This window comes from Arthrobacter sp. PM3 (assembly GCF_003352915.1).
Taxonomy (GTDB): domain Bacteria; phylum Actinomycetota; class Actinomycetes; order Actinomycetales; family Micrococcaceae; genus Arthrobacter.
In genome coordinates this window covers 4,096,953-4,117,395 of record NZ_CP022314.1, presented here as the reverse complement: position 1 = coordinate 4,117,395, position 20,443 = coordinate 4,096,953, and the positions used below count along the sequence as shown (strand labels likewise).

At 67.7% G+C, this 20,443-nt stretch carries 19 protein-coding genes; 9 read left to right on the top strand and 10 right to left on the bottom strand.

Features of this window, described 5'->3' with window-relative positions; all coding sequences use genetic code 11:
• Positions 1-23 precede the first annotated feature (23 nt).
• Genes CFN17_RS18725 through CFN17_RS18715 form a run of 3 tightly spaced genes read right to left on the bottom strand, consistent with a single transcriptional unit; the run spans position 24 to position 3,076 of the window.
• Positions 24-1,139, bottom strand: a complete 1,116-nt coding sequence (locus tag CFN17_RS18725; RefSeq protein ID WP_208749180.1) for a ribosome small subunit-dependent GTPase A — start codon at positions 1,137-1,139, stop codon at positions 24-26.
• Positions 1,123-2,523 carry a 3-phosphoshikimate 1-carboxyvinyltransferase gene (gene aroA, locus CFN17_RS18720; RefSeq protein WP_208749179.1) on the bottom strand — a complete coding sequence of 467 codons (1,401 nt, stop codon included), beginning with the start codon at positions 2,521-2,523 and terminating at the stop codon, positions 1,123-1,125. Before aroA ends, CFN17_RS18725 begins: the two co-directional genes overlap by 17 nt.
• Positions 2,524-2,530: 7 nt before the next feature.
• Positions 2,531-3,076, bottom strand: coding sequence for a DoxX family protein (locus CFN17_RS18715; RefSeq protein WP_208749178.1), 546 nt, complete (start codon positions 3,074-3,076; stop codon positions 2,531-2,533).
• 258 nt (positions 3,077-3,334) lie between these two features.
• On the opposite strand from CFN17_RS18715, the gene CFN17_RS18710 reads away from it, so the two are divergent.
• Entirely contained in the window at positions 3,335-4,087 is a 753-nt protein-coding gene (locus CFN17_RS18710) for a sigma-70 family RNA polymerase sigma factor (RefSeq protein ID WP_261792270.1), read from the top strand.
• Positions 4,084-4,344 carry a mycothiol system anti-sigma-R factor gene (gene rsrA / locus CFN17_RS18705; RefSeq protein WP_208749177.1) on the top strand — a complete coding sequence of 87 codons (261 nt, stop codon included), beginning with the start codon at positions 4,084-4,086 and terminating at the stop codon, positions 4,342-4,344. The genes CFN17_RS18710 and rsrA overlap by 4 nt, the downstream gene beginning before the upstream one ends.
• A gap of 94 nt (positions 4,345-4,438) precedes the next feature.
• On the opposite strand, the gene CFN17_RS20100 is transcribed toward rsrA, so the two are convergent.
• The 5 genes from CFN17_RS20100 to CFN17_RS18685 form a co-directional block, all read right to left on the bottom strand.
• Complete coding sequence (locus CFN17_RS20100; RefSeq protein WP_369299106.1) at positions 4,439-4,513, bottom strand: 50S ribosomal protein bL37; 75 nt, start codon at positions 4,511-4,513, stop codon at positions 4,439-4,441.
• An 81-nt stretch (positions 4,514-4,594) separates the two neighbouring features.
• Complete coding sequence (locus CFN17_RS18700) at positions 4,595-5,218, bottom strand: PadR family transcriptional regulator (RefSeq protein ID WP_208749176.1); 624 nt, start codon at positions 5,216-5,218, stop codon at positions 4,595-4,597.
• Positions 5,218-6,045 (bottom strand): DUF4097 family beta strand repeat-containing protein, encoded by an 828-nt coding sequence (locus CFN17_RS18695; RefSeq protein WP_208749175.1) that lies wholly within the window; start codon positions 6,043-6,045, stop codon positions 5,218-5,220. The genes CFN17_RS18700 and CFN17_RS18695 overlap by 1 nt, the downstream gene beginning before the upstream one ends.
• 129 nt (positions 6,046-6,174) lie before the next feature.
• The gene (locus tag CFN17_RS18690; protein WP_208749174.1) at positions 6,175-6,774 is read right to left on the bottom strand and encodes a GDSL-type esterase/lipase family protein; all 600 of its coding nucleotides are present in this window, start codon (positions 6,772-6,774) and stop codon (positions 6,175-6,177) included.
• A 111-nt stretch (positions 6,775-6,885) separates the two neighbouring features.
• Positions 6,886-10,704, bottom strand: a complete 3,819-nt coding sequence (locus CFN17_RS18685; protein WP_208749173.1) for a multifunctional oxoglutarate decarboxylase/oxoglutarate dehydrogenase thiamine pyrophosphate-binding subunit/dihydrolipoyllysine-residue succinyltransferase subunit — start codon at positions 10,702-10,704, stop codon at positions 6,886-6,888.
• A gap of 259 nt (positions 10,705-10,963) precedes the next feature.
• Here CFN17_RS18685 and CFN17_RS18680 point away from each other — a divergent pair, with 259 nt between their 5' ends.
• The 6 genes from CFN17_RS18680 to CFN17_RS18655 all read left to right on the top strand — a co-directional run bounded on the left by CFN17_RS18680 (position 10,964) and on the right by CFN17_RS18655 (position 18,008).
• Positions 10,964-12,442, top strand: coding sequence for a GuaB1 family IMP dehydrogenase-related protein (locus CFN17_RS18680; RefSeq protein WP_208749172.1), 1,479 nt, complete (start codon positions 10,964-10,966; stop codon positions 12,440-12,442).
• A gap of 343 nt (positions 12,443-12,785) precedes the next feature.
• Positions 12,786-14,123: a hemolysin family protein gene (locus tag CFN17_RS18675; RefSeq protein WP_208749171.1), complete on the top strand. Its 1,338-nt coding sequence runs from the start codon at positions 12,786-12,788 to the stop codon at positions 14,121-14,123.
• Positions 14,120-15,184 (top strand): hemolysin family protein, encoded by a 1,065-nt coding sequence (locus CFN17_RS18670; protein WP_208749170.1) that lies wholly within the window; start codon positions 14,120-14,122, stop codon positions 15,182-15,184. Before CFN17_RS18675 ends, CFN17_RS18670 begins: the two co-directional genes overlap by 4 nt.
• A gap of 138 nt (positions 15,185-15,322) precedes the next feature.
• Positions 15,323-16,255: a metal ABC transporter solute-binding protein, Zn/Mn family gene (locus CFN17_RS18665; protein WP_208749169.1), complete on the top strand. Its 933-nt coding sequence runs from the start codon at positions 15,323-15,325 to the stop codon at positions 16,253-16,255.
• A 49-nt stretch (positions 16,256-16,304) separates the two neighbouring features.
• Positions 16,305-17,120 (top strand): metal ABC transporter ATP-binding protein, encoded by an 816-nt coding sequence (locus tag CFN17_RS18660; protein WP_208749168.1) that lies wholly within the window; start codon positions 16,305-16,307, stop codon positions 17,118-17,120.
• On the top strand, positions 17,121-18,008 hold the full coding sequence (locus CFN17_RS18655) for a metal ABC transporter permease (protein ID WP_208749167.1): 888 nt from the start codon (positions 17,121-17,123) through the stop codon (positions 18,006-18,008).
• A gap of 12 nt (positions 18,009-18,020) precedes the next feature.
• On the opposite strand, the gene CFN17_RS18650 is transcribed toward CFN17_RS18655, so the two are convergent.
• The gene (locus CFN17_RS18650; protein WP_261792491.1) at positions 18,021-18,500 is read right to left on the bottom strand and encodes a Fur family transcriptional regulator; all 480 of its coding nucleotides are present in this window, start codon (positions 18,498-18,500) and stop codon (positions 18,021-18,023) included.
• A 131-nt stretch (positions 18,501-18,631) separates the two neighbouring features.
• On the opposite strand from CFN17_RS18650, the gene CFN17_RS18645 reads away from it, so the two are divergent.
• Positions 18,632-19,288 carry an MBL fold metallo-hydrolase gene (locus CFN17_RS18645; RefSeq protein ID WP_208749166.1) on the top strand — a complete coding sequence of 219 codons (657 nt, stop codon included), beginning with the start codon at positions 18,632-18,634 and terminating at the stop codon, positions 19,286-19,288.
• Positions 19,289-19,307: 19 nt separating this feature from the next.
• On the opposite strand, the gene CFN17_RS18640 is transcribed toward CFN17_RS18645, so the two are convergent.
• Positions 19,308-20,411, bottom strand: coding sequence for a PLP-dependent cysteine synthase family protein (locus tag CFN17_RS18640; protein WP_208749165.1), 1,104 nt, complete (start codon positions 20,409-20,411; stop codon positions 19,308-19,310).
• Positions 20,412-20,443: the final 32 nt, after the last annotated feature.

The following is a 20,443-nucleotide window of genomic DNA, read 5'->3' as shown; positions in this document are numbered from 1 at the left end:
GGGAGCCGCGCGCCGGGGGAGGCTTACGAAACCGTGCCCAGTTCCTTGGTTTCCTGCGCTTCCATCCGTGGGTCCGTGCCGAGCAGCCGGCGCAGGGACGCCAGCCGTGCCGGGCCCGAGGGGCCGGCGTGCCCGGCCGCGACCCAGGCGTCGACGCCGCAGTTGACGGCGGTGGCGTCGTGCTTGCAGCCGCGTTCGCAATCGTCGGTCCCCGGTTCCAGGTCCGGGAAGGAGTGCAGGATCCGGTCCGGATCCACGTGGGCAAGTCCGAAGGACCGGATGCCGGGGGTATCGATGATCCAGCTGCCGGCCGGTGCGTCGTTGACCTTCAGTGCCAGGGCCGAGGACGAGGTGTGCCGGCCGCGGCCCGTCACGGCGTTCACACCGCCGGTGGCGCGTTCGGCTCCGGTCAGGGCGTTGACCATGGTCGATTTGCCGACGCCCGAATGGCCCAGCATGACGGTGACCTTGCCGTCGAGATAGCCGCGCAGCTGGGAGACGGCGTCCCTGTCGAGCCGGGCGGAAAGCCCGTCGTCGGAGCGGGCATCGATGCCCGATGCGGCGGAGTCCGCGGTCTTGGAGATGATGACGGGAAGCTCAAGGTGGGTGTAGTTGGACAGCAGCTCGGCGGGATCCTTGACGTCGGCCTTGGTGACCAGGAGCAGCGGTTCAATGCCGGCGTCGTAGGCGGCCACCAGCGCGCGGTCGATGAAACCTGTCCGGGGCTCCGGATTGGCCGCGGCGACCACCACCACGAGCTGGTCGGCGTTGGCCACGACGGCGCGCTCCACCGGGTCGGTGTCATCGGCGCTGCGGCGCAGCAGTGTGCGCCGGTCCTGGATTTTGACGAGCCGGGCGAGCGTGTCGGGTTCGCCGCTGACGTCCCCGACGAGGGAGACAAAGTCTCCCGCCACTACCGGACTGCGCCTCAGCTCCCGGGCCCGCGCCGCGATGATCTTGCGTTCGCCGGCCGTGCCCTCGTCGACGACGGCGGTGTAGCGTCCGCGGTCAACGGTGATGATGCGCCCGGTGACGGCGTCGTCGTGGCTGGGCCGGTCCTTGGTGCGGGGCCGGGAGCCCTTCTTGTTCGGACGGATCCGGACGTCGGATTCATCCCAGGAATCAGTGCTGCGCGCCACCGGCGGAGTCCTCGTCTGCGGCGGTTCCCTGCGTCAGCATGGCTTCCCAGAGCTGCGGGAAGTCCGGCATGGTCTTGGCCGTGGTCGCGATGTCTTCGACCTCGACGCCGGGTACGGCCAGGCCGAGGATGGCGCCGGCCGTGGCCATGCGGTGGTCGGCGTAGCTGTGCACGACGCCGCCGTGCAGCTTGGCCGGGCGGATGACGAGTCCGTCGGCGGTCTCTTCGGCGTCGCCGCCGAGCCGGTTGATTTCGGCTACGAGGGCAGCGAGCCGGTCCGTTTCGTGTCCGCGGAGGTGGGCGATACCGCTTAGCCGCGACGGACCGCTGGCCAGCGCACAGAGCGCGGCCACGGTGGGGGCCAGTTCGCTGGTCTCGTCGAAGTCGCCGCCCTGGATCTCCCGGCCGCCGCTGACGGTCAGGGTGCCGCCGTCGAGGGTCACGGTGGCGCCCATGGCGGCCAGGATGCCCCGCCAGAGGTCACCGACCTGTGTGGTCCGGGCGGGCCAGTTCGGGACCCGCACGGTGCCGCCGGTGGCGAGGGCCGCTGCGAGGAACGGCCCGGCGTTGGAGAGGTCCTGCTCGATCCGGACGTCGAAGGCGCGGATCGGGCCGGGGGAGACGACCCAGTGGTTCGGCACCGAATCGTCCACCCTCACGCCCACCCCGCGCAGCACGGCCACGGTCATGTTGATGTGGTCGAGGCTCGGCACGGGGGCGCCGACATGTTCCAGGTGGAGGCCCTCGGTGAACCGGGCGCCGGCCAGCAGCAGTGCGGAGACGAACTGGGATGACGCGCTGGCGTCGATGACGAGGTGGCCGCCGCGCACAGCTCCGGTGCCGCGGACGGTGAACGGCAATGACGACGCCGGGCCGCCGTCGGGCGCGCTGACCGCCACGCCCAGGCCGGCCAGGGCCTCGATGATGGTGCCCATCGGGCGCTTGCGGGCATGCGGGTCGCCGTCGAAGCGGGACTCGCCGCGGCGCAGCGCGGCCACCGGCGGCACGAAGCGCATGACCGTGCCGGCCAGGCCGCAGTCAATGTCCGTGTCCGCCGCGGCGTCGATGCTGAGCGGGACGATTTCCAGGTCGGGGCCGAAGGCACCGTCGCCGGGAACCTCGGTAATGGTCGCGCCGAGCTGGCGCAGGGCCGCAATCATCAACGCGGAGTCCCGCGAGTGCAGGGGAGCCCGCAGCCGGGAGGGGCCGTCCGCCAGGGCGGCGAGCACGAGGTACCGGTTGGTCAGGGACTTCGACCCCGGGACAGTGACGGTGGCGTCAACCGGCCGTGCGGCGAACGGCGCGGCCCAGTGCGGACCGCCGTCCGACGTCGGGGTGCTGTCCGGACGGGAGGGGGTGGTTGCGGAGGAGGTGGCGCCAGTCATTACCGTCTTAGGCCCCGGCAGTCTTGGCGGCCTTGCGGACTACTTTGTCGGCCTTCTTCAGCTGCTTGTTGCTGGTCTTGCGGGCATCGGCGGCGAAGTGGGCGGCGTTCTTCTTCGCGTCGGCGGCGAGGTGGCCGGCGCGCCAGGCCAGGCTGGGCTTGCCGGCGGTGTCAACGGCGGCCAGCAGCACGCCGCCGGTCAGGGAGACGTTCTTCAGGAGCTGCTTGCGGCGGGCGTCGCGGGCTTCCTTCGAGGAGATGTCCGCGCTGCGCCATTCGACGTAGCCGTTCAGGGCCGAAATGACCGCGAGGACGGTGGCGGCCAGCCGGGCGGACTTGCCGAGTGCGAAGCAGACGCCGGCACCCACCTGCGTGCCTCCGATCACGCGGGCCAGGACCTTCTCATTGGTCTGGAACGGGAGCGCGTCGGCAGCGCGCCGGAGCAGGGGGGACAACTGTGCCGCAGTGTCATCCGCGTTCTTTAGCTTGTCCATGCCGGCGAGGACGAAACTGGAGGCGAGCATGGGCCGGGCGAGAAAGCGGACAAACGACATGAATTTCCTCCTGGTTGGACGAACCGCGGATTCACTGCGGGGGAACCGGTTCTAGTCTTGCACTTTTGCGGAATATTTGCCTGCCTGACGTCGTTGTGAAAGGCAGGTTCGGTACGGCTGAAGAAGGATCAGGAGTTGGACGGTTTGACTCAGGTGTTGGAGAGGACGGAACCGGAAGCCGGTTTCGGGCAGACGTGGACCGTGGCGCCCGCGGGAGTCCGGGGCGCCCGGCGGAAGGTGACAGTAGACTTGAAGGCAATGAGCACCATGGACCCGGCCGTTGCGGCCATGCACGAGGTTGCCGGAAACGACGCCCCTTCCACTGAAGCCCCTGACGCCGGCAGTGCTGCCGCCTTGGAAACCGAGGTGGACGGCAAGCCGCTGGACGTCTCCAAGGAGTCGGCGGAAGAGCGCCGCGTGCGCTTTGAACGCGATGCCATGCAGTACGTGGATCAGCTGTATTCCGCGGCCATGCGGATGGCCCGGAATCCCTCGGACGCCGAGGACCTGGTTCAGGAGGCGTACACGAAGGCCTTTTCCGCTTTCCACCAGTACAAGCCCGGGACGAACCTGAAGGCTTGGCTGTACCGGATCCTGACCAACACGTATATCAACTTGTACCGGAAGCGGCAGCGCGAGCCGTTGCAGTCGAACTCGGACACGATCGAGGACTGGCAGCTTGCCCGCGCCGAGTCGCACACGTCCTCGGGACTGCGTTCGGCGGAGGCCGAGGCCCTGGACCACCTGCCGGATTCGGACGTCAAGCGTGCACTCCAGGCCATTCCGGAGGAATTCCGGCTGGCGGTGTACTTCGCCGACGTCGAAGGCTTCGCGTACAAGGAAATTTCAGACATCATGAACACCCCCATCGGGACCGTCATGTCCCGGTTGCACCGCGGCCGGAAGATGTTGCGGGACATGCTTGCGGACTATGCCGCCGAACGGGGATTCAGGGCCGCCACCGAGTCAAGCGCCACGGCCGAGAGCAACAATCAGGAGAACAGGAAATGAGCGACTGCCAGGGACTGGGCGATTGCGACGACGCCCGGATGCAACGAATCTACGAATATCTGGACGGTGCGCTGACGCATAGCGACATCGCGGAAATCAAGGACCACCTGGACAGCTGCCCGGAATGCCTGGAGCAGTACGACCTCGAATGTGTCATCCGCGTGATGGTTAAGCGTTCGTGCACCGAAGCGGCCCCGGAAAACCTGAAGAACTCCATCCTGGACCGGATCCACTCCATCCGGCCCGTGGACGCCTGAGCCGCACCGCGAGGGATCCTCAGCCAAAGCCAAAGACCCCGGACCGTGCGGTTCCGGGGTCTTTGGCTTTAAAGCATTTGATCCTAGCCGTGGCTTAGGTGTTGGGGCGCTTACCGTGGTTCGCGCCGCCACGCTTACGGTCACGACGTTTACGTGCACGCTTGCTCATAGCTGGCCTCCTTAATCTTGGTACTCAAAAGAGCTGCCCTCAAGTCTCCCACATCACGGCACCCGCCGCGAACCGGGAGCGTCAGCCGCCGAGCGAATTGCGGATCGAGATCCTGGCCTGGTCGAGCACGGTCCGGACGGTCTCCAGTGTGACGGCCGTGACGGGGCTTTTCCCGGCGTGGCGGCGCAGCTCTACCCGCATGTCGTCGCGGAAGGCCTGGACAAGCATCTCGGCTTCCTTCAGCCGCCTCTCGCCCTCCGGGGAGTACCACGCGCCGGCAGGCCCCGTGCCGGCCGTCCCTCCGGCGCGGGCCGAGGAGCGTGCGGCTTCCGCCGTTGCCGCGAGATCGGCCCGGAGCCCGCGCATGTTAACGCGGATGTCCTGGCGCAGGTTGTCCGCGAGCCGGCGGACCGAGGCGGAGATGTCGTTCTCGACGCCGGCGAGCTCGTCCCGCCGGCTGTTCAGTTCGTTGAGGCCTGCCGCCGTGATGCTGTAGTTCGTGCGGCGGCCTTCGGTGTGGGTGGCGACGAGCCCTTCCTCCTCGAGCTTGCCCAGCCGCGGGTAGATGGTGCCGGCGCTGGGGGAGTAGGTGCCGCCGAACCGCTCGCTGAGGGCCTTGATGAGCTCGTAGCCGTGCTTGGGGCCGGATTCGAGCAGGGCCAGCAGGTACAGCCGCAGGGCTCCGTGGGCGAAGACGGGAGGCATCAGCGGGCCGTTTCGGGGTCCGCGGACGGCTGGCCGTGGAAGATGGAGGTCTTGCCGGACACGGAGTTGGTCCGCACCAGCATCAGCTTGGCGTCCGGTCCCGCAATGGTCTGGACGGTGCCGCCGGGCTGGGCATACTTCAGGGCGTCAATGACCACGGCCCCGCTGGCGGACTTGGCGACGATGTCCACCCCGACGTCGTGCGGCAGCCGGATGGTGACATCGCCGGAGACCGAGTTGGCGCCGAAATCGCGGGTGAAACCGTGGAGATCGAAGTTCAGGTCGCCGCTGACGGTATTGGCGCGGATGTGGCTGAACTCGCCCGAGGCCGTCACTTCGCCGGAGACGCTCTTGGCGGTCAGCACGCCGTGGTGGTTCCGGGCGATCACTTCGCCGCTGACCGTATTGACGGAGAGGTCTCCCGAGGTGCCGTCGGCCATGACGGATCCCGAGACGGTGTTCAGCCGGGTGTGGGCGCTGAGCCCGGAGACCAGGCCGTCGCCGCTCACCGTGCCGGCCTCGACGTCGACGCCGGCCGGCAGTGCGATGCTGATCACCACGGAGTTGTTGCTGCTGTTGTGGACGCTCTCCATCAGGTTCTTGAACCAGCCATGGGCGCCGTGGAGCTGGTGGCGGACCTCCAGCCGGCCGTCGACCACCGAGACTGACAGCGGATCGCCGGAGATTTCCGAAACTTCTATGGTGGCCACGTTCTCGTCGTGGGTGACGACGTCGAAGCGGCCGCGGACGATCCCGAGCTTAAGCGCGCGGACGCCGTCGACGTCGATGGTTTGCGGGCCGGTCACGGTCCACGTGTTCTCTGACATGGTTCCTCCGAAGATGCGAAAAACGGGCGGGCTGGCTAACGACATATCGCGACTATGAAGTCACGATATATCGCGCCCGGGAACCGGTCAAGATATATCGCGAAATTTCCGGAGCGGAGCGGCGTCGGTTTACTCCGGGGTGTCCATGCCCAGCCACTGGAACCAGCCGCGGTGCAGGACCAGCCACGCCATGAGCCCGTAGCCGGCCTGGCCCGGCGTGCCGCCGTTGGCCGCAAGGTCCTGGCGCCACTGCTCGTGGTTGAGCAGCGGCGAGAAGGTGTCCACGTAGAGGTGCTTCCGGCGCGTCGTGACGTCGGCAAAGGCGGTGTTGAGTTCGCCGAGCCGGCGGTTCTGGGCCGGATCAAGCGTGGGCGGGGGTCCGACGACGAAGACCTCGATCTTGTTCTGCGACGCGGAATCCAGGATGTTGGCGAGGTTCAGCCGGCTGCGGGCCGTGGACAGGCCGAATTCGATGTCGCGGCCTGACAGGCCGATCACCAGTCGGTTCTCGTGGTGGTCGCCGAAGCGGCGGCCCGCCTCCTCCAGCCAGCGTGCCGCGATTCCCTCGGTGCCTTCCTCCGGGCACGGCAGCGAGTAACACTCCAGGGCGACGCTGTCCTGCGGCGTCCGGGCCAGGACCCGGCCCAGCCAGCCCAGGGCCCGCGGATCACCGAGCCCGGCCAACAGCTCGTCCCCAACAGCTGCGATCCGCAGCTTCCGATCTTCCACGACTACCTCTTCACTTCAGCGCTGTCCATCAAGCTGACCACTAACAGTCCATTAAACAGAGCTGCCCGGCCGGAGTGTTGTGTTTCAGTCTCCGGCCGGGCAGCGATGCCGCTATTTACGTGCGAATGCCTGCTTGAGCAGGGCGTCCTGTTCTGCAGCGTGACGCTTCATCGACCCTGCCGCGGTGGACGCGGAGGCCGGGCGGGACACCAGGCGGACCCGGCGGTCGATTGCCTCGGGCAGGTTCAGCCCGATGAACGGCCACGGACCCTGGTTGGCGGGCTCATCCTGGGCCCAGACAACTTCGGCGTTCGGGTATTTCGCCAGCTCCGCGGCGATCTCCTCGGCCGGCAGCGGGTAAAGCTGCTCGACGCGCACGATCGCGGTGGTCTTGTTCTCGGTCTTCTGCCGGGTGGACAGCAGATCGTAGTACAGGCGCCCGGACACCAGCAGCACGCGTTCGACGGCGTCCGCCTGCAGCTGCTCGTGTTCCGGGATGACCGGACGGAACGAACCGGTGGTGAAGTCCTCCACGGATGACGCGGCCGCCTTGAGGCGGAGCAGCTGCTTCGGCGTGAAGATGATGAGCGGCTTGCGCGGCTTGCTGTAGGCCTGGCGGCGCAGCAGGTGGAAGTGCGAGGCCGACGTCGTGGGGTTGGCCACGATCATGTTCTCTTCGGCGCAGAGCTGGAGGAAACGCTCGATCCGGGCGGAGGAGTGGTCCGGTCCCTGGCCCTCGTAGCCGTGCGGCAGCATGAGGACGAGCGAGGACCGCTGGCCCCACTTCTGCTCGGCGGAGGAGATGAACTCATCGATGATGGTCTGCGCGCCGTTGACGAAGTCGCCGAACTGCGCCTCCCAGAGCACCAGGGCGTCCGGGCGCTCCACGGAGTAGCCGTACTCGAAGCCCATGGCGGCGTATTCGGACAGCAGGGAATCGTAGATCCACAGCTTGGCCTGGTCCTCCGAGAGGTGGGCAAGCGGCAGCCACTCGTCACCGTTGGCCCGGTCGTGGAAGACCGCGTGGCGCTGCACGAACGTGCCGCGGCGCGAGTCCTGGCCGGCGAGCCGGACGGGAACGCCTTCCATGATGAGCGAGCCGAAGGCCGCGAGCTCGCCGAAGCCCCAGTCGATGCCGCCTTCGCGGGACATAGCCTCGCGCTTCTCCAGCAGCTGCTTGAGCTTGGCGTGGACGGTGAAGCCCTCCGGAATGGCGGTGTGGGCCTTGCCGATGCGGGCCAGGGTTTCCGCGGAGATCGCGGTGGACGCCGGGGTGCTGACGCCGGAATCGGACTGCTGGGCAATCGGGCGTTCGAGATCGGACACCGCGGCGGAATCGGCTGTGATGATCGGGATCGGGGACGTCTGCGCGGCGTGCGTTTCGGCGAAGACGCGCTCCAGGCGTTCCTGGTAGTCGCGCAGCAGCTGCTCGGCCTCTTCCTCGGTGATGTCACCGCGGCCGATCAGCGATTCGGTGTACAGCTTGCGGACCGAACGCTTGGCTTCGATCAGGTTGTACATCAGCGGCTGGGTCATCGAGGGGTCGTCGCCCTCGTTGTGGCCCCGGCGGCGGTAGCACACCATGTCGATGACAACGTCCTTGTGGAAACGCTGGCGGAACTCGTAGGCGAGCTGGCCGATGCGGACCACGGCCTCCGGGTCATCGCCGTTGACGTGGAACACCGGCGCCTGGATCATCTTGGCGACGTCCGTGGAGTAGGTGGAGGAGCGCGAGGAGGACGGCGCCGTGGTGAAGCCGACCTGGTTGTTGACCACGACGTGGATGGTGCCGCCGGTGCGGTAGCCGCGCAGCTGGGAGAGGTTGAGGGTCTCCGCCACTACGCCCTGGCCGGCGAAGGCGGCGTCGCCGTGCACCATGATCGGCAGCACGGGGAAGGCCTCGCCCTGGTCCAGGCGGTCCTGCTTGGCGCGGACGATGCCCTCCAGGACCGAGTCGACGGCCTCGAGGTGCGACGGGTTGGCGGCGAGGTAGACCTTGGTCTCCTTGCCGTTGTCCGAGGTGAAGGTTCCCTCGGTGCCGAGGTGGTACTTCACGTCGCCGGAACCCTGCACCGAGCGGGGGTCCTGGGTGCCTTCGAATTCGCGGAACACCTGGGCGTACGTCTTGCCGGCGATATTGGTGAGCACGTTGAGCCGGCCGCGGTGGGCCATGCCGATCGCCACTTCGTCCAGCTCGTCGTCGGCGGCGTCGGAGATGATTGCGTCCAGCAGCGGAATCAGGGACTCGCCGCCTTCGAGCGAGAAGCGCTTCTGGCCGACGAACTTGGTCTGCAGGAACGTCTCAAAGGCCTCGGCGGCGTTGAGCTTGGAGACGATGCGCAGCTGCTCATCGCGGCTCGGCTTGGAGTACGGGTGCTCGATCTGGTCCTGGAACCACTTGCGCTCGGCCGGGTCCTGGATGTGCATGTACTCGATGCCGGCGGTGCGGCAGTAGGCGTCGCGGAGCACGCCGAGGATGTCGCGGAACTTAAGCATCGGCTTGCCGCCGAAGCCGCCGGTGGGCCATTCGCGGTCCAGGTCCCACAGCGTGAGGCCGTAGGTCAGGACATCGAGGTCCGGGTGCTTGCGCTGGACGTACTCCAGGGGATCGGTGTCCGCCATGAGGTGGCCGCGCACGCGGTAGGCGTGGATGAGCTGCTGGATCCGGGCGACCTTGTTGATCTCATCGGCGGGGTCCACCTGCAGGTCCGGGCTCCAGCGCACGGGCTCGTACGGGATGCGCAGGGACTCGAAGATCTCGTCGTAGAAGTTCTGCGCGCCGAGCAGGAGCTGGTGCACGAGCTTGAGGAATTCGCCGCTGCCGGCGCCCTGGATGACGCGGTGATCATAGGTGGAGGTCAGCGTCAGGACCTTGCTGATCGCGTTCTGGGCGATGATCTTTTCGCTGGCACCCTGGAACTCGGCCGGGTAATCGAGCGCGCCGACGCCGATGATGGCGGCCTGGCCCTTGGACAGACGGGGCACGGAGTGCACGGTGCCGATGCCGCCGGGGTTGGTCAGGGACACGGTGGTGCCCGAGTGGTCATCCGCGGTCAGCTTGCCGTTGCGGGCACGCTTGATCAGGTCCTCATAGGTGTGCCAGAACTCGGAGAAGTTGAGGGTCTCCGCCTTCTTGATGTTCGGCACCATGAGCAGGCGGGTGCCGTCCGGCTTGGGCATGTCAATCGCGATGCCGAAGTTCACGTGCGCGGGCTGGACAGCCACCGGCTTGCCGTCGATCTCGTCGTAGTAGACGTTCATCGACGGGAACTGGGACAGGGCGCGGATGACGGCGTAGCCGATCAGGTGCGTGAAGGAGACCTTGCCGCCGCGGGCGCGGGCCAGGTTGGAGTTGATGACCACGCGGTTGTCGATCAGCAGCTTGGCCGGGATGGCGCGGACGCTCGTGGCGGTAGGCACTTCCAGGCTGGTGACCATGTTCGAGGCGATGGCCTTGGCCGGGCCGCGCAGGACAGAGACCACGTCCTCTTCCGGCGCGGTCGGGGCTTTGACGTTCTTGGGCAGCTGCGCGGGGATCGGCGCGGTGCCGGGGCCGGCATCGGAGGACTTGGCGCGGTCCCGGGCGACAGTGGCCGGGATCCTCTTGGCGGCGGGGGCCGGAGCGGCGGGGGAAACCGGAGCGGGGGCGGCGGGCGCGGCCGGAGCGGGCGCCGCGGGGGCGGCTGCTGCCTGGGTTGCCGCAGCCTGCGCTACAACGGGAAGTTCACGGGTGGCGGGGCGCACAGCGGTCGCTGCGCCGGATGTTCCGTTGGCGGACGAGGCGTCACTTGCTTCAAAGGATTCGAACAGCGGCCACCACTTGGCGTCAACCGTGTTCTTGTCCTTCTGGTAACGCTCATACAGTTCGTCAACGAGCCACTCGTTTCCGCCAAATTCCTCTGGTAGACGGTGGCTAGGCTGCTCTGGCACTTGAAATACGCCTCTTCCATGAGTTTGATTCCCGTCGGCTTCCACGGTGCCTTGGCACAACGATCGAGCCAGTCTCTGCGTCCAGTGAACCCAGACCCATGCCAGTCTAGTTACGATTCTTGCCAAACCGCCAATAAGCGTGACCCAAATCATCATCTGCCGCCGCGGCCGCCGAATCACGCTGCCGCCCGCGCCGGAATTCACCCTAGAATCGTGGGAGAACCCGCTTGGCGCTGAAGTGCCAATTAAAGGAGCAGCCGTGCGTTTCCTCAGTGAGCCCACCACCGATCTGACCTACTCCGACCTCTTCCTGGTGCCGTCCCGTTCCGACGTGACCTCGCGCCTGGACGTGGACCTCGCGGCCGACGACGGCACCGGCTCGTCGATCCCGCTGGTGGCCGCGAACATGACGGCGGTGACGGGGAAGCGGATGGCCGAGACGATGGCCCGGCGCGGCGGGCTGGGCGTGCTGCCGCAAGACGTGCCCCTCGATGTCATCCGGGACGTCGCGGCCTGGATCAAGGGCCGCCACCCGCTCCTCGAAACACCCGTGACCCTGGCGCCCACGGACACCGTCATTGACGCCGTCCACCTCATGGGCAAGCGCCCCCACGGTGCCGTGGTGGTGGTTGATGCCGCCGGGGCCGTCACCGGAGTGGTCCGCGCCGCCGATTGTGAGGGCCAGGACCGTTTCGCGTCCCTGGCCGCCGTCGTCCGCCACCAGCCGCTCGTGCTCGACGCCGGGATGCTCGCGGACGGGTCGGCCGACGGCGGCGCCGGCGCCGGTTCGGCGCGCGCCCTGCGGCGCGCCTTTGACGCAATGGATGCGGCCGGGACGGACTACGCCCCGGTGCAGCAGGACGGGGTCCTGGCGGGCGTGCTCACCCGCAAGGGCGCCCTGCGGTCCACGATCTACCGCCCGTCGCTGGATGAGGACGGGAAACTGAAGGTTGCCGCCGCCGTCGGGATCAACGGAGATGTTGCCGGCCGCGCGGCCGAGTTGCTGGCCGCCGGCGTGAATGTGCTGGTCCTTGACACGGCCCACGGCCACCAGCAGAAGATGTTCGATGCCCTGGCCGCCGTGAAGGGACTCAACCCCGGCGTGCCCGTGGTGGCCGGCAACGTGGTGACCGGCGAGGCAACCCGGGAGCTGATCGAGGCCGGCGCGGACATCGTCAAGGTGGGAGTGGGGCCGGGCGCCATGTGCACCACCCGCATGATGACGGCCGTGGGCCGCCCGCAATTCAGCGCGGTCCTGGAATGCTCCGCCGCGGCGCGGGAGGCCGGCGGCAGGGTGTGGGCCGACGGCGGTGTCCGGTATCCGCGCGATGTCGCCCTGGCCCTGGCCGCCGGGGCCAGCCAAGTCATGATCGGCTCGTGGTTTGCCGGCACGCACGAAAGCCCGGGGGACTTGCAGCTCGACGCCGCCGGCCGGCAGTACAAGGAGAGCTTCGGCATGGCGTCCGCCCGGGCGGTTCAGAACCGCAACCAGCGCGAGGGGGCCTTTGAGAAGGACCGCAAGGCCCTCTTCGAGGAAGGCATCTCCACCTCCCGGATGTACGTGGATGCGGCGCGTCCCGGGGTCGAGGACCTGCTGGACATGATCACCGCCGGCCTGCGCAGTTCGATGAGCTATGCCGGCGCCGCCGACCTCGCCGGCTTCCGGGAACGCGCCGTGGCCGGCATCCAGTCCGCAGCCGGGTACGAGGAAGGCCGGCCCGTTCCACAGAGCTGGTGAGGCAGGCGGCCCGTGACGGCGCAGGGTGACGACGCAGGTCGGAGGCTCGTGGCGGCCGCTCCTGTAGACTGAAGTCCTTATGGACAGTAAATCTAGGTGCCGGCCTGGGAGCTGCCAGCGGCGAACGGAATCCGTTCCCGCGCAGTCCACCCGCAGAGCCGGCAATCCCCGTTCACGCGCCCATCACTCTCCGGCAGCACGCCACCCCGGAGCCTTCCAGGAAACAGGGTCGGCCTCCGCCGACCATCCTCCGCCGGTCCGCCCACCGGCCGGGCACCACCGGCCGCTGCGTCCCCTGCAACGGCCACGGCCCTGTGCCGCGGCCCGGGAAGCAGGCCGCTAAATGGAATGGCTTCTCCTTGTAGCAGGCCTCCTGCTCATCCTCGGCACCGGCTTTTTCGTGGCCGTGGAATTTTCCCTCGTCGCCCTCGACCAGGCAACGGTGCAGCGCGCCGTCGACAACGGGGACACCGGGGCCGAGCCCCTGCTCAAATGCCTCAAGTCCCTCTCCACCCAGCTGTCCAGCTGTCAGCTGGGCATCACCTTGACCACACTGCTGACCGGCTACGTCATGGAACCGTCGGTCGGCAAGCTGCTCGAAGGTCCCCTCGCCGCCGTCGGCGTCCCGCCCGCGGCGATCACGTCGCTGTCTTTGATCCTGGCGATGGCGCTGGCCACCCTGCTCTCCATGGTGATCGGCGAACTCGTGCCCAAGAACATGGCAATCGCGCTCTCGTTCCCGATCGGCAAGGCCGTCGCCCGGCCCCAGCTGGTGTTCACGGCCATCTTCAAGCCCGCAATCGTGGTCCTCAACGGTTTCTCCAACAAGGTCCTCAACGTCTTCGGGCTGGAGGCCAAGGAGGAGATCTCCGGCGCCCGCACCCCGGCCGAACTGGCCTCGCTCGTGCGGCGCTCCGCCGCCATGGGCACTCTCGACGCCGGCACCGCGAACTTCATCGCCCGGACGCTGAAGTTCTCCGGCCAGACCGCCGCCGACGTCATGACTCCGCGCATCCGCGTGGAAACCATCGACGCCGATCAACCGGTTTCGGACATCGTAGAGGCGGCCAAACGCACCGGTTACTCCCGGTTCCCGGTGATCGGCGAGTCCTCCGATGACATTCGCGGCGTGGTCCACATCAAGAAGGCCATCGCCGTGCCCGCGGACAGGCGCGCCAAGCTGCAGGCCGGCGCGATCATGACGGACGTGCTCCGGGTGCCGGAGACCATCCACCTGGATGCCCTCCTCGCCGAGCTTCGCGAGGGGAACCTGCAATTGGCAGTTGTCCTCGACGAGTACGGCGGAACGGCCGGGGTCGCCACCCTGGAGGACCTTGTGGAGGAAATCGTCGGGGAAGTGGCCGACGAGCATGACAAGGTCCGGCCGGGCCTGCTCCAAAGCGCCTCGGGGGACTGGTACTTCCCCGGCCTGCTGCGCCCCGATGAACTCTCCGAGCAGATCCCGGGCCTGACCGTGCCCGACGAGGCTGCCTACGAAACGGTGGGAGGCTACCTCATGCGCCAGCTTGGCCGCATCGCGGCAGTCGGTGACACGGTCGACGTCGTCGGCGGGACGCTCAGCGTGACCCGCATGGACGGCCGCCGGATCGACCGGATCTGTTTCAAGCCCGCGCGGTTGTCAGGAGACGGCCAGCCCGCCAGCCAGGCAGGTGCCGCATGAGCGACTGGGCCGGAATCTTCTGGCTTGCCGTCCTGCTGGTCGGCAACGCCTTCTTTGTGGCGGCCGAGTTCGCCGTCATGTCCGCGCGCCGGAGCCAGATCGAGCCGCTGGCCGAGGCCGGGTCCAAGCGCGCACAGACCACGCTGCGGGCAATGGAAAATGTCTCCCTCATGCTCGCGTGCGCCCAGCTCGGCATCACCGTCTGCTCGCTGCTGATCCTGCAGGTGGCAGAACCTGCCATCCACCACCTGCTGGCCGTGCCGCTGGAGGCTGCGGGCATCCCGGTGGAGGCCGCCGACATTGCGGCCTTCGCCATCGCCCTGCTGGTGGTGACCTTCCTGCACGTCACGTTCGGCGAAATGGTGCCGAAGAACATCTCCGTGTCGGTCGCGGACAAGGCAGCGCTGCTCCTGGCTCCGCCGCTAATGTTCATTGCCCGGATGGTCAAGCCCGTCATCGCGGCCCTGAACTGGTCGGCCAACCACATCCTGAAGCTCATGCGGATCGAGCCGAAGGACGAAGTCGCGTCCACGTTTACCCTCGAAGAAGTGCAGTCGATCGTGCAGGAATCGACCCGCCACGGGCTCGTGGACGACGACGCCGGACTCATCACGGGAGCCCTGGAGTTCTCCGAGCACACGGCCTCCCACGTGATGGTCCCGCTGGAAAAGCTCGTCATGCTCAAGGCGGCCACCACGCCGGCCGAATTCGAAAAGGCCGTCAGCCGGACCGGGTTCTCCCGCTTCCCGATGCTGGATGAGGACGGCATGCTTTCCGGCTACCTCCACATCAAGGACGTCCTGTCCATCCCGGACTCCGGATACCAGCAGCCGATTGCGGAAAGCCGCATCCGGTCGCTGGCGAACCTTGCCATGGACGATGAAATCGAAAAGGCCATGTCCGTCATGCAGCGCACGGGCTCGCACCTGGCGCGCGTGATCGGCCCGGACGGCCTGACCTGGGGCGTATTGTTCCTGGAGGACGTGATCGAGCAGCTGGTCGGCGAGATCCGCGACGCGACGCAGGCCACGGGCTACCGGAGGCTGGGCCAGGAGCAGTAGCGCAGGGACGGACCTGCGGCACGCCCTGTATCCCTAAATAGGAATGATTCCTATTTAGGGATACACTCGTGTTGCTATTGCTCCTGATTCTCAATAACAGATCCGAGGTCTCCTGTGCGCCTTCCCGCTTCCCGAGCCATGCTTGCTGGCCTCGCCGGCCTGGGCCTCCTGCTCACCGCGTGTGCGCCGACGCCGGGAAGTTCGCGCGGCACCGCCGGCGACGGGATCGTCGACGTCGTCGCCTCCACCAGCGTGTACGGCGACATCGTCTCCAGCATCGGCGGCGACAAGGTGCGGGTCAGTTCCATCATCAACCGCACCAGCCAGGACCCGCACTCGTACGAGGCGACCACTCAGGACAAGCTGGCCGTATCCAAAGCCGAACTCGTGGTGGAGAACGGCGGCGGCTACGACGCCTTCATGGACACCCTCGCAACAGACACCGGACTGGACCACGGCAACGTCATCAACGCCGTGGAGGTCTCCGGCATGACTGCCGAAAGTCCGGCGTCGAGCCCCGATTCCTCCGGTCATGCGCATGGGCACACCGGCTTGAACGAGCACGTCTGGTACAGCCTGCCGGCCGTGTCCCGGCTCGCCGACGCCGTGGCCGAGAAGCTGGCGGCGCTGGAGCCGGGCTCGGCGGAGACGTTCCGGACCAACGCGGCGTCGTTCAAGGCCTCGCTCGGCGGCCTGGAAACCAGGCTCGCCGGTATGAAGTCCGGTGACGGCCACGTGCCCGTGGCCGTCACCGAACCGGTGCCGCTGTACCTGCTTGAAGACGCCGGGCTGGAGAACGAGACCCCTACCGCATACACGGCCGCGATCGAAGAAGACGCCGATGTTCCCCCGGCCGTGCTGAAAGCTGCCGTCGATCTCATCGCCGCCAAGGGCGTCCGGCTGCTGGCCTACAACACCCAGACCGAGGGGCCGCAGACGGTGGCGCTGAAAAAGGCCGCCGAGACTGCCGGTGTCCCGGTGGTGAACTTCAGCGAAACCCTCCCGGACGGCCAGTCCTACCTGCAGTGGATGACCGGAAATGTGGAGAACATCAGCAAGGCCCTAGGATGATCGCAACAGCGGGCGCGGCCGGCCCCGCAGGAACTCGAGGAAACCTCATTTGACACCGGTAGTGAGCCTCCGTGGCGCTTCCCTGCAGTTCGGCCAACGGACGCTGTGGGAGGGCCTGGACCTGGATATCAACCCGGGCGAATTCTTTGCCGTGCTCGGTCCCAACGGCAGCGGCAAGACCACCTTCCTGAAGGTCCTGCTCGGGCTGCAAGAGCTCAGCACGGGCACGGCCGTGCTCGGCGGACGGCCCGTTGAACGGGGCAGCCTGAGGATCGGCTACGTGCCGCAGCAGAAGTCATTCGACCCCGACACGCCGCTGCGCGCCCGCGACCTCGTGGCCCTCGGCGTCGACGGGCACCGCTGGGGCATCCGCCTGGGCGGCAGGAAAGTAGACCGCAAGGTTGACGAACTCCTGGAGCTGGTCGGGGCCTCCGACTACGCCAGGGTCCCGGTGGGGCAGCTGTCCGGCGGTGAGCAGCAGCGCCTGCGCGTTGCCCAGGCCCTCGCCACGGATCCGAAGGTTCTCCTGTGCGACGAGCCGCTGCTGTCCCTTGACCTTCAGCACCAGCAGGCCGTCAGCGCCTTGATCAACAAGCAGTGCCGTGATGCGGACAGCGCCGTCGTGTTCGTGACGCATGAGATCAACCCGATCATGGACTACGTGGACCGGGTCCTGTACCTGGCCGGCGGACGGTTCCGTGTGGGCACTCCAGCAGAGGTCATGACCACCGAGGTGCTCTCCGATTTGTACGGCAGCCACGTTGAGGTCATTCAGGCCAACGGCCGCCTGATTGTGGTGGGGCTGCCCGATGCCACGACGCACCACCACCACGACGCCCATTCGGTCGCAGGGGAGGTGGGCTAGATGGATCTGGGCAACCTGCTGCAGTCAATCTTCAACTTCGAGAACTACGGCGAACTGCTGGTGCTCGTGCAGAACTCGATCTGGGCCGGCGCAGTCCTCGGGCTGCTGGGCGGCCTGATGGGCACCTTCGTGATGAAACGTGACCTGGCCTTCGCGGTCCACGGCATCTCCGAACTGTCCTTTGCCGGCGCGGCGTTCGCGCTCCTGATCGGCGCGAACGTCGTCGTCGGGTCGCTGGCGGGGTCCGTGCTGGCGGCCCTGGTGCTGGGCCTCATGGGGGTCCGTGCCCGGGACAAGAACTCGATCATCGGCGTCGTCATGCCGTTCGGGCTGGGCCTGGGCATCCTGTTCCTGTCGCTGTACGAGGGCCGGGCCGCCAATAAGTTCGGCCTGCTCACCGGGCAGATTGTGTCCGTCGGAACGGTGCAGCTGCAGGTCCTGGCGGTCGCCGCCGTCGTCGTAATGCTGGCGCTGGTCGCCATCTGGCGGCCGCTGACTTTTGCCAGCGTGGACCCCGACGTCGCCACCGCCCGCGGCGTCCCTGTGCGGGCCTTGTCCCTTGGCTTCATGGTGCTGCTGGGAATCAGCGTGGCGCTGTCCATCCAGATTGTGGGCGCCCTGCTGGTCCTGGCCCTGCTGATCACTCCGGCGGCGGCCGCCATGCGGGTCACGTCCTCACCACGGCTGGTGGTCACCCTGAGCATCGTCTTCGCCATGACCGCGACGGTCGGCGGCATCCTGCTGGCCCTCGGCGGCCGGCTGCCGATCAGCCCCTACGTGACGACGCTGTCCTTCCTGATCTACGTTGCCTGCCGGGTGATCGGCGGAGCCCGGGCCAGGCGCGGACTCAACGGCAGGGTGGTGCCGAGGGCGACGGCGGCCGCCTGAGCTGGTTGTGCGTTAGTTTCCGGCCTGCAACGCCGTGCACTCGGGGCACAGCCCGAAAATTTCCACGGTGTGCTCCACCGCGGTGAAGCCGTGCTCCTTGGCGATCCGCGCCGCCCAGGCCTCCACTGCGGGGGCTTCGACTTCCACCGCCTTGCCGCAGTTGCGGCACAGCAGGTGATGGTGGTGCCCGGTGACGGCGCAGCGCCGGTACACGGCTTCGCCGTCCGCGTTGCGCAGGACATCGACCAGTCCGTCGTCGGCGAGGGACTGCAGAATGCGGTACGAGGTGGCCAGGGACACCGCGGTCCCGCGCTCCTGGAGGATGCGGTACAGCTCCTGGGTGCTCACGAAGTCCGCGAGATCGTCCAGGGCGGCACTGACGGCGAGGCGCTGTTTGGTGACCCGCTGCTCCTTGCCCTGCACCGGTGCCGCCTGCGCCGCTTGTGCCGAGGCGGGGGGCCGGCTGCTGCCGGCGGTGGCGCCCTGGGGCATCGTGGAACTCGCTTCGCTTGGGGTTTCGCGGGTGGGACCCGCTGGGACTGGCAATGTCCAAGATTACCAGCGTGCACGTCTGCCGGCAGAGCTTCGTGGACACCGTGGCGGCCGTTGCCTAGGCTGGCCGGATGAAGCTGACCAAATTCACGCACGCCTGTGTCCGCCTAGAGAAGGACAGCCGGGTGCTGGTCTTTGACCCGGGAACATTCTCTGAGACAGACCAGGCGCTGGCCGGAGCCGACGCCGTGCTGATCACGCACGAGCACGCGGACCATGTGGATGTCGACGCCGTCGCAGGGGCACTGCTGGGCAGCGCCGCGCTTGAGCTGTACGCCCCGGAAGCCGTGGCCGCCACGCTCCGCAGCAAGGCGCCCGATGCCGGCGGCCGCATCCACGTTGCGGCCGCGGGCGAGGACTTTGAGACCGCAGGCTTCTCGGTCCGGACCTTCGGCGGCCAGCATGCGCTCATCCATCCGCAGATTCCGGTCGTGGCCAATGTCGGCTACCTCGTGGATGACAACGTGTACCACCCGGGGGACTCCTTCGCGATTCCCGACGGCGTCGACGTGAAGACCCTCCTTGTCCCGATTCATGCCCCGTGGAACAAAGTGGGGGAGGTGGTGGACTTTGTGATCGGCGTCCGCGCCCCGCACGCGTTCCCGATCCACGATGCGCTCCTGAACGACATGGGCCGGGGCCTGATCGAGGGGCACGTGACCCGGATCGGCGCGAAGTACGGCAGCGAGTACCGGCACCTCTCCAGCGGAGACTCAGTGGAGGTTTAGCCGCAGGCGCCTCGGTGCGTCAGGCCGGCCAGGTGCCGGTCTTGAAGAACCCGCGCAGCGCGGCCTCGTGGGGCTCGGGATCGATGCCCTGGGCCGCCAGCCACTCCGGGTTGTAGTAGTTCCCGGCGTAACGGTCACCGGCGTCGCACATCAGCGTGACGATACTGCCCCGGCGGCCTTCCGCGATCATCGCGGCGATGAGCTGCCACGTGCCCCAGAGGTTGGTGCCGGTGGACGGCCCGGCGTGCAGTCCGGCGTGTTCGCGCAGGTGGCGCATGGCCGCGACGGACGCTGCGTCGGGGACCTGGATCATGTGGTCGATAACCGCCGGGACAAAACTCGGCTCCATCCGCGGCCGGCCGATCCCCTCGATGCGTGACGGCAGGCCGGTACCGGCACCGGCAGCTGCCAAACCGCCGTCGGACCGGCTGTCCCGCCAACCCGGATAGAACGCCGAGTTTTCCGGATCAACGACGGCGAGCCGCGTTTCGTGGCGGTGGTAGCGCAGGTAGCGGCCGATCGTGGCGCTGGTCCCGCCGGTACCCGCACCGACCACCACCCAGCGCGGGACCGGGTGCTCTTCCAGCGCCAACTGGTCGAAGATCGACTCGGCGATGTTGTTGTTCCCGCGCCAGTCCGTAGCCCGCTCGGCGTACGTGAACTGGTCCATGTAGTGCCCGCCCGTGCTGGCGGCCAGATCGGCGGCTGCCTCGTAGACCTCGGAGGCGTGGTCCACCAGATGGCACGAGCCGCCGAACTGCTCAATCAGGGCGATCTTCTCCGGGCTGGTGGTCCGGGTCATCACCGCGATGAAGGGCAGGCCCAGCAGCTGCGCAAAGTAGGCTTCGGACACGGCGGTGCTGCCGCTGGAGGCCTCCACAATAGTGGTGCCTTCCCGGATCCAGCCGTTGACAAGGCCGAACAGGAACAGCGACCGTGCCAGCCGGTGCTTGAGGCTGCCCGTGCGGTGCGTAGATTCGTCCTTCAGGTACAGCTGGACGCCCCAGTGGTCGGGGAGCGGGACCGAATACAGGTGGGTATCGGCGGACCGGTTGTTTTCGGCGTTGATCCGGCGGACGGCCTCGTCGGCCCAGTCCCGGTCCTGCAGGTGCGCGGTGTTCACTGCTTCAGCCTACCGGGGGTGCTGCGGCCGCG

Bases quoted from the DNA above. Each gene is read 5' to 3' on its own strand.
- aroA (WP_208749179.1), bottom strand. From the start codon at position 2,523: ATGACTGGCGCCACCTCCTCCGCAACCACCCCCTCCCGTCCGGACAGC.
- CFN17_RS18715 (WP_208749178.1), bottom strand. From the start codon at position 3,076: ATGTCGTTTGTCCGCTTTCTCGCCCGGCCCATGCTCGCCTCCAGTTTC.
- CFN17_RS18710 (WP_261792270.1), top strand. From the start codon at position 3,335: ATGAGCACCATGGACCCGGCCGTTGCGGCCATGCACGAGGTTGCCGGA.
- rsrA (WP_208749177.1), top strand. From the start codon at position 4,084: ATGAGCGACTGCCAGGGACTGGGCGATTGCGACGACGCCCGGATGCAA.
- CFN17_RS18700 (WP_208749176.1), bottom strand. From the start codon at position 5,218: ATGCCTCCCGTCTTCGCCCACGGAGCCCTGCGGCTGTACCTGCTGGCC.
- CFN17_RS18695 (WP_208749175.1), bottom strand. From the start codon at position 6,045: ATGTCAGAGAACACGTGGACCGTGACCGGCCCGCAAACCATCGACGTC.
- CFN17_RS18675 (WP_208749171.1), top strand. From the start codon at position 12,786: ATGGAATGGCTTCTCCTTGTAGCAGGCCTCCTGCTCATCCTCGGCACC.
- CFN17_RS18670 (WP_208749170.1), top strand. From the start codon at position 14,120: ATGAGCGACTGGGCCGGAATCTTCTGGCTTGCCGTCCTGCTGGTCGGC.
- CFN17_RS18665 (WP_208749169.1), top strand. From the start codon at position 15,323: ATGCTTGCTGGCCTCGCCGGCCTGGGCCTCCTGCTCACCGCGTGTGCG.
- CFN17_RS18655 (WP_208749167.1), top strand. From the start codon at position 17,121: ATGGATCTGGGCAACCTGCTGCAGTCAATCTTCAACTTCGAGAACTAC.
- CFN17_RS18650 (WP_261792491.1), bottom strand. From the start codon at position 18,500: ATGCCCCAGGGCGCCACCGCCGGCAGCAGCCGGCCCCCCGCCTCGGCA.
- CFN17_RS18645 (WP_208749166.1), top strand. From the start codon at position 18,632: ATGAAGCTGACCAAATTCACGCACGCCTGTGTCCGCCTAGAGAAGGAC.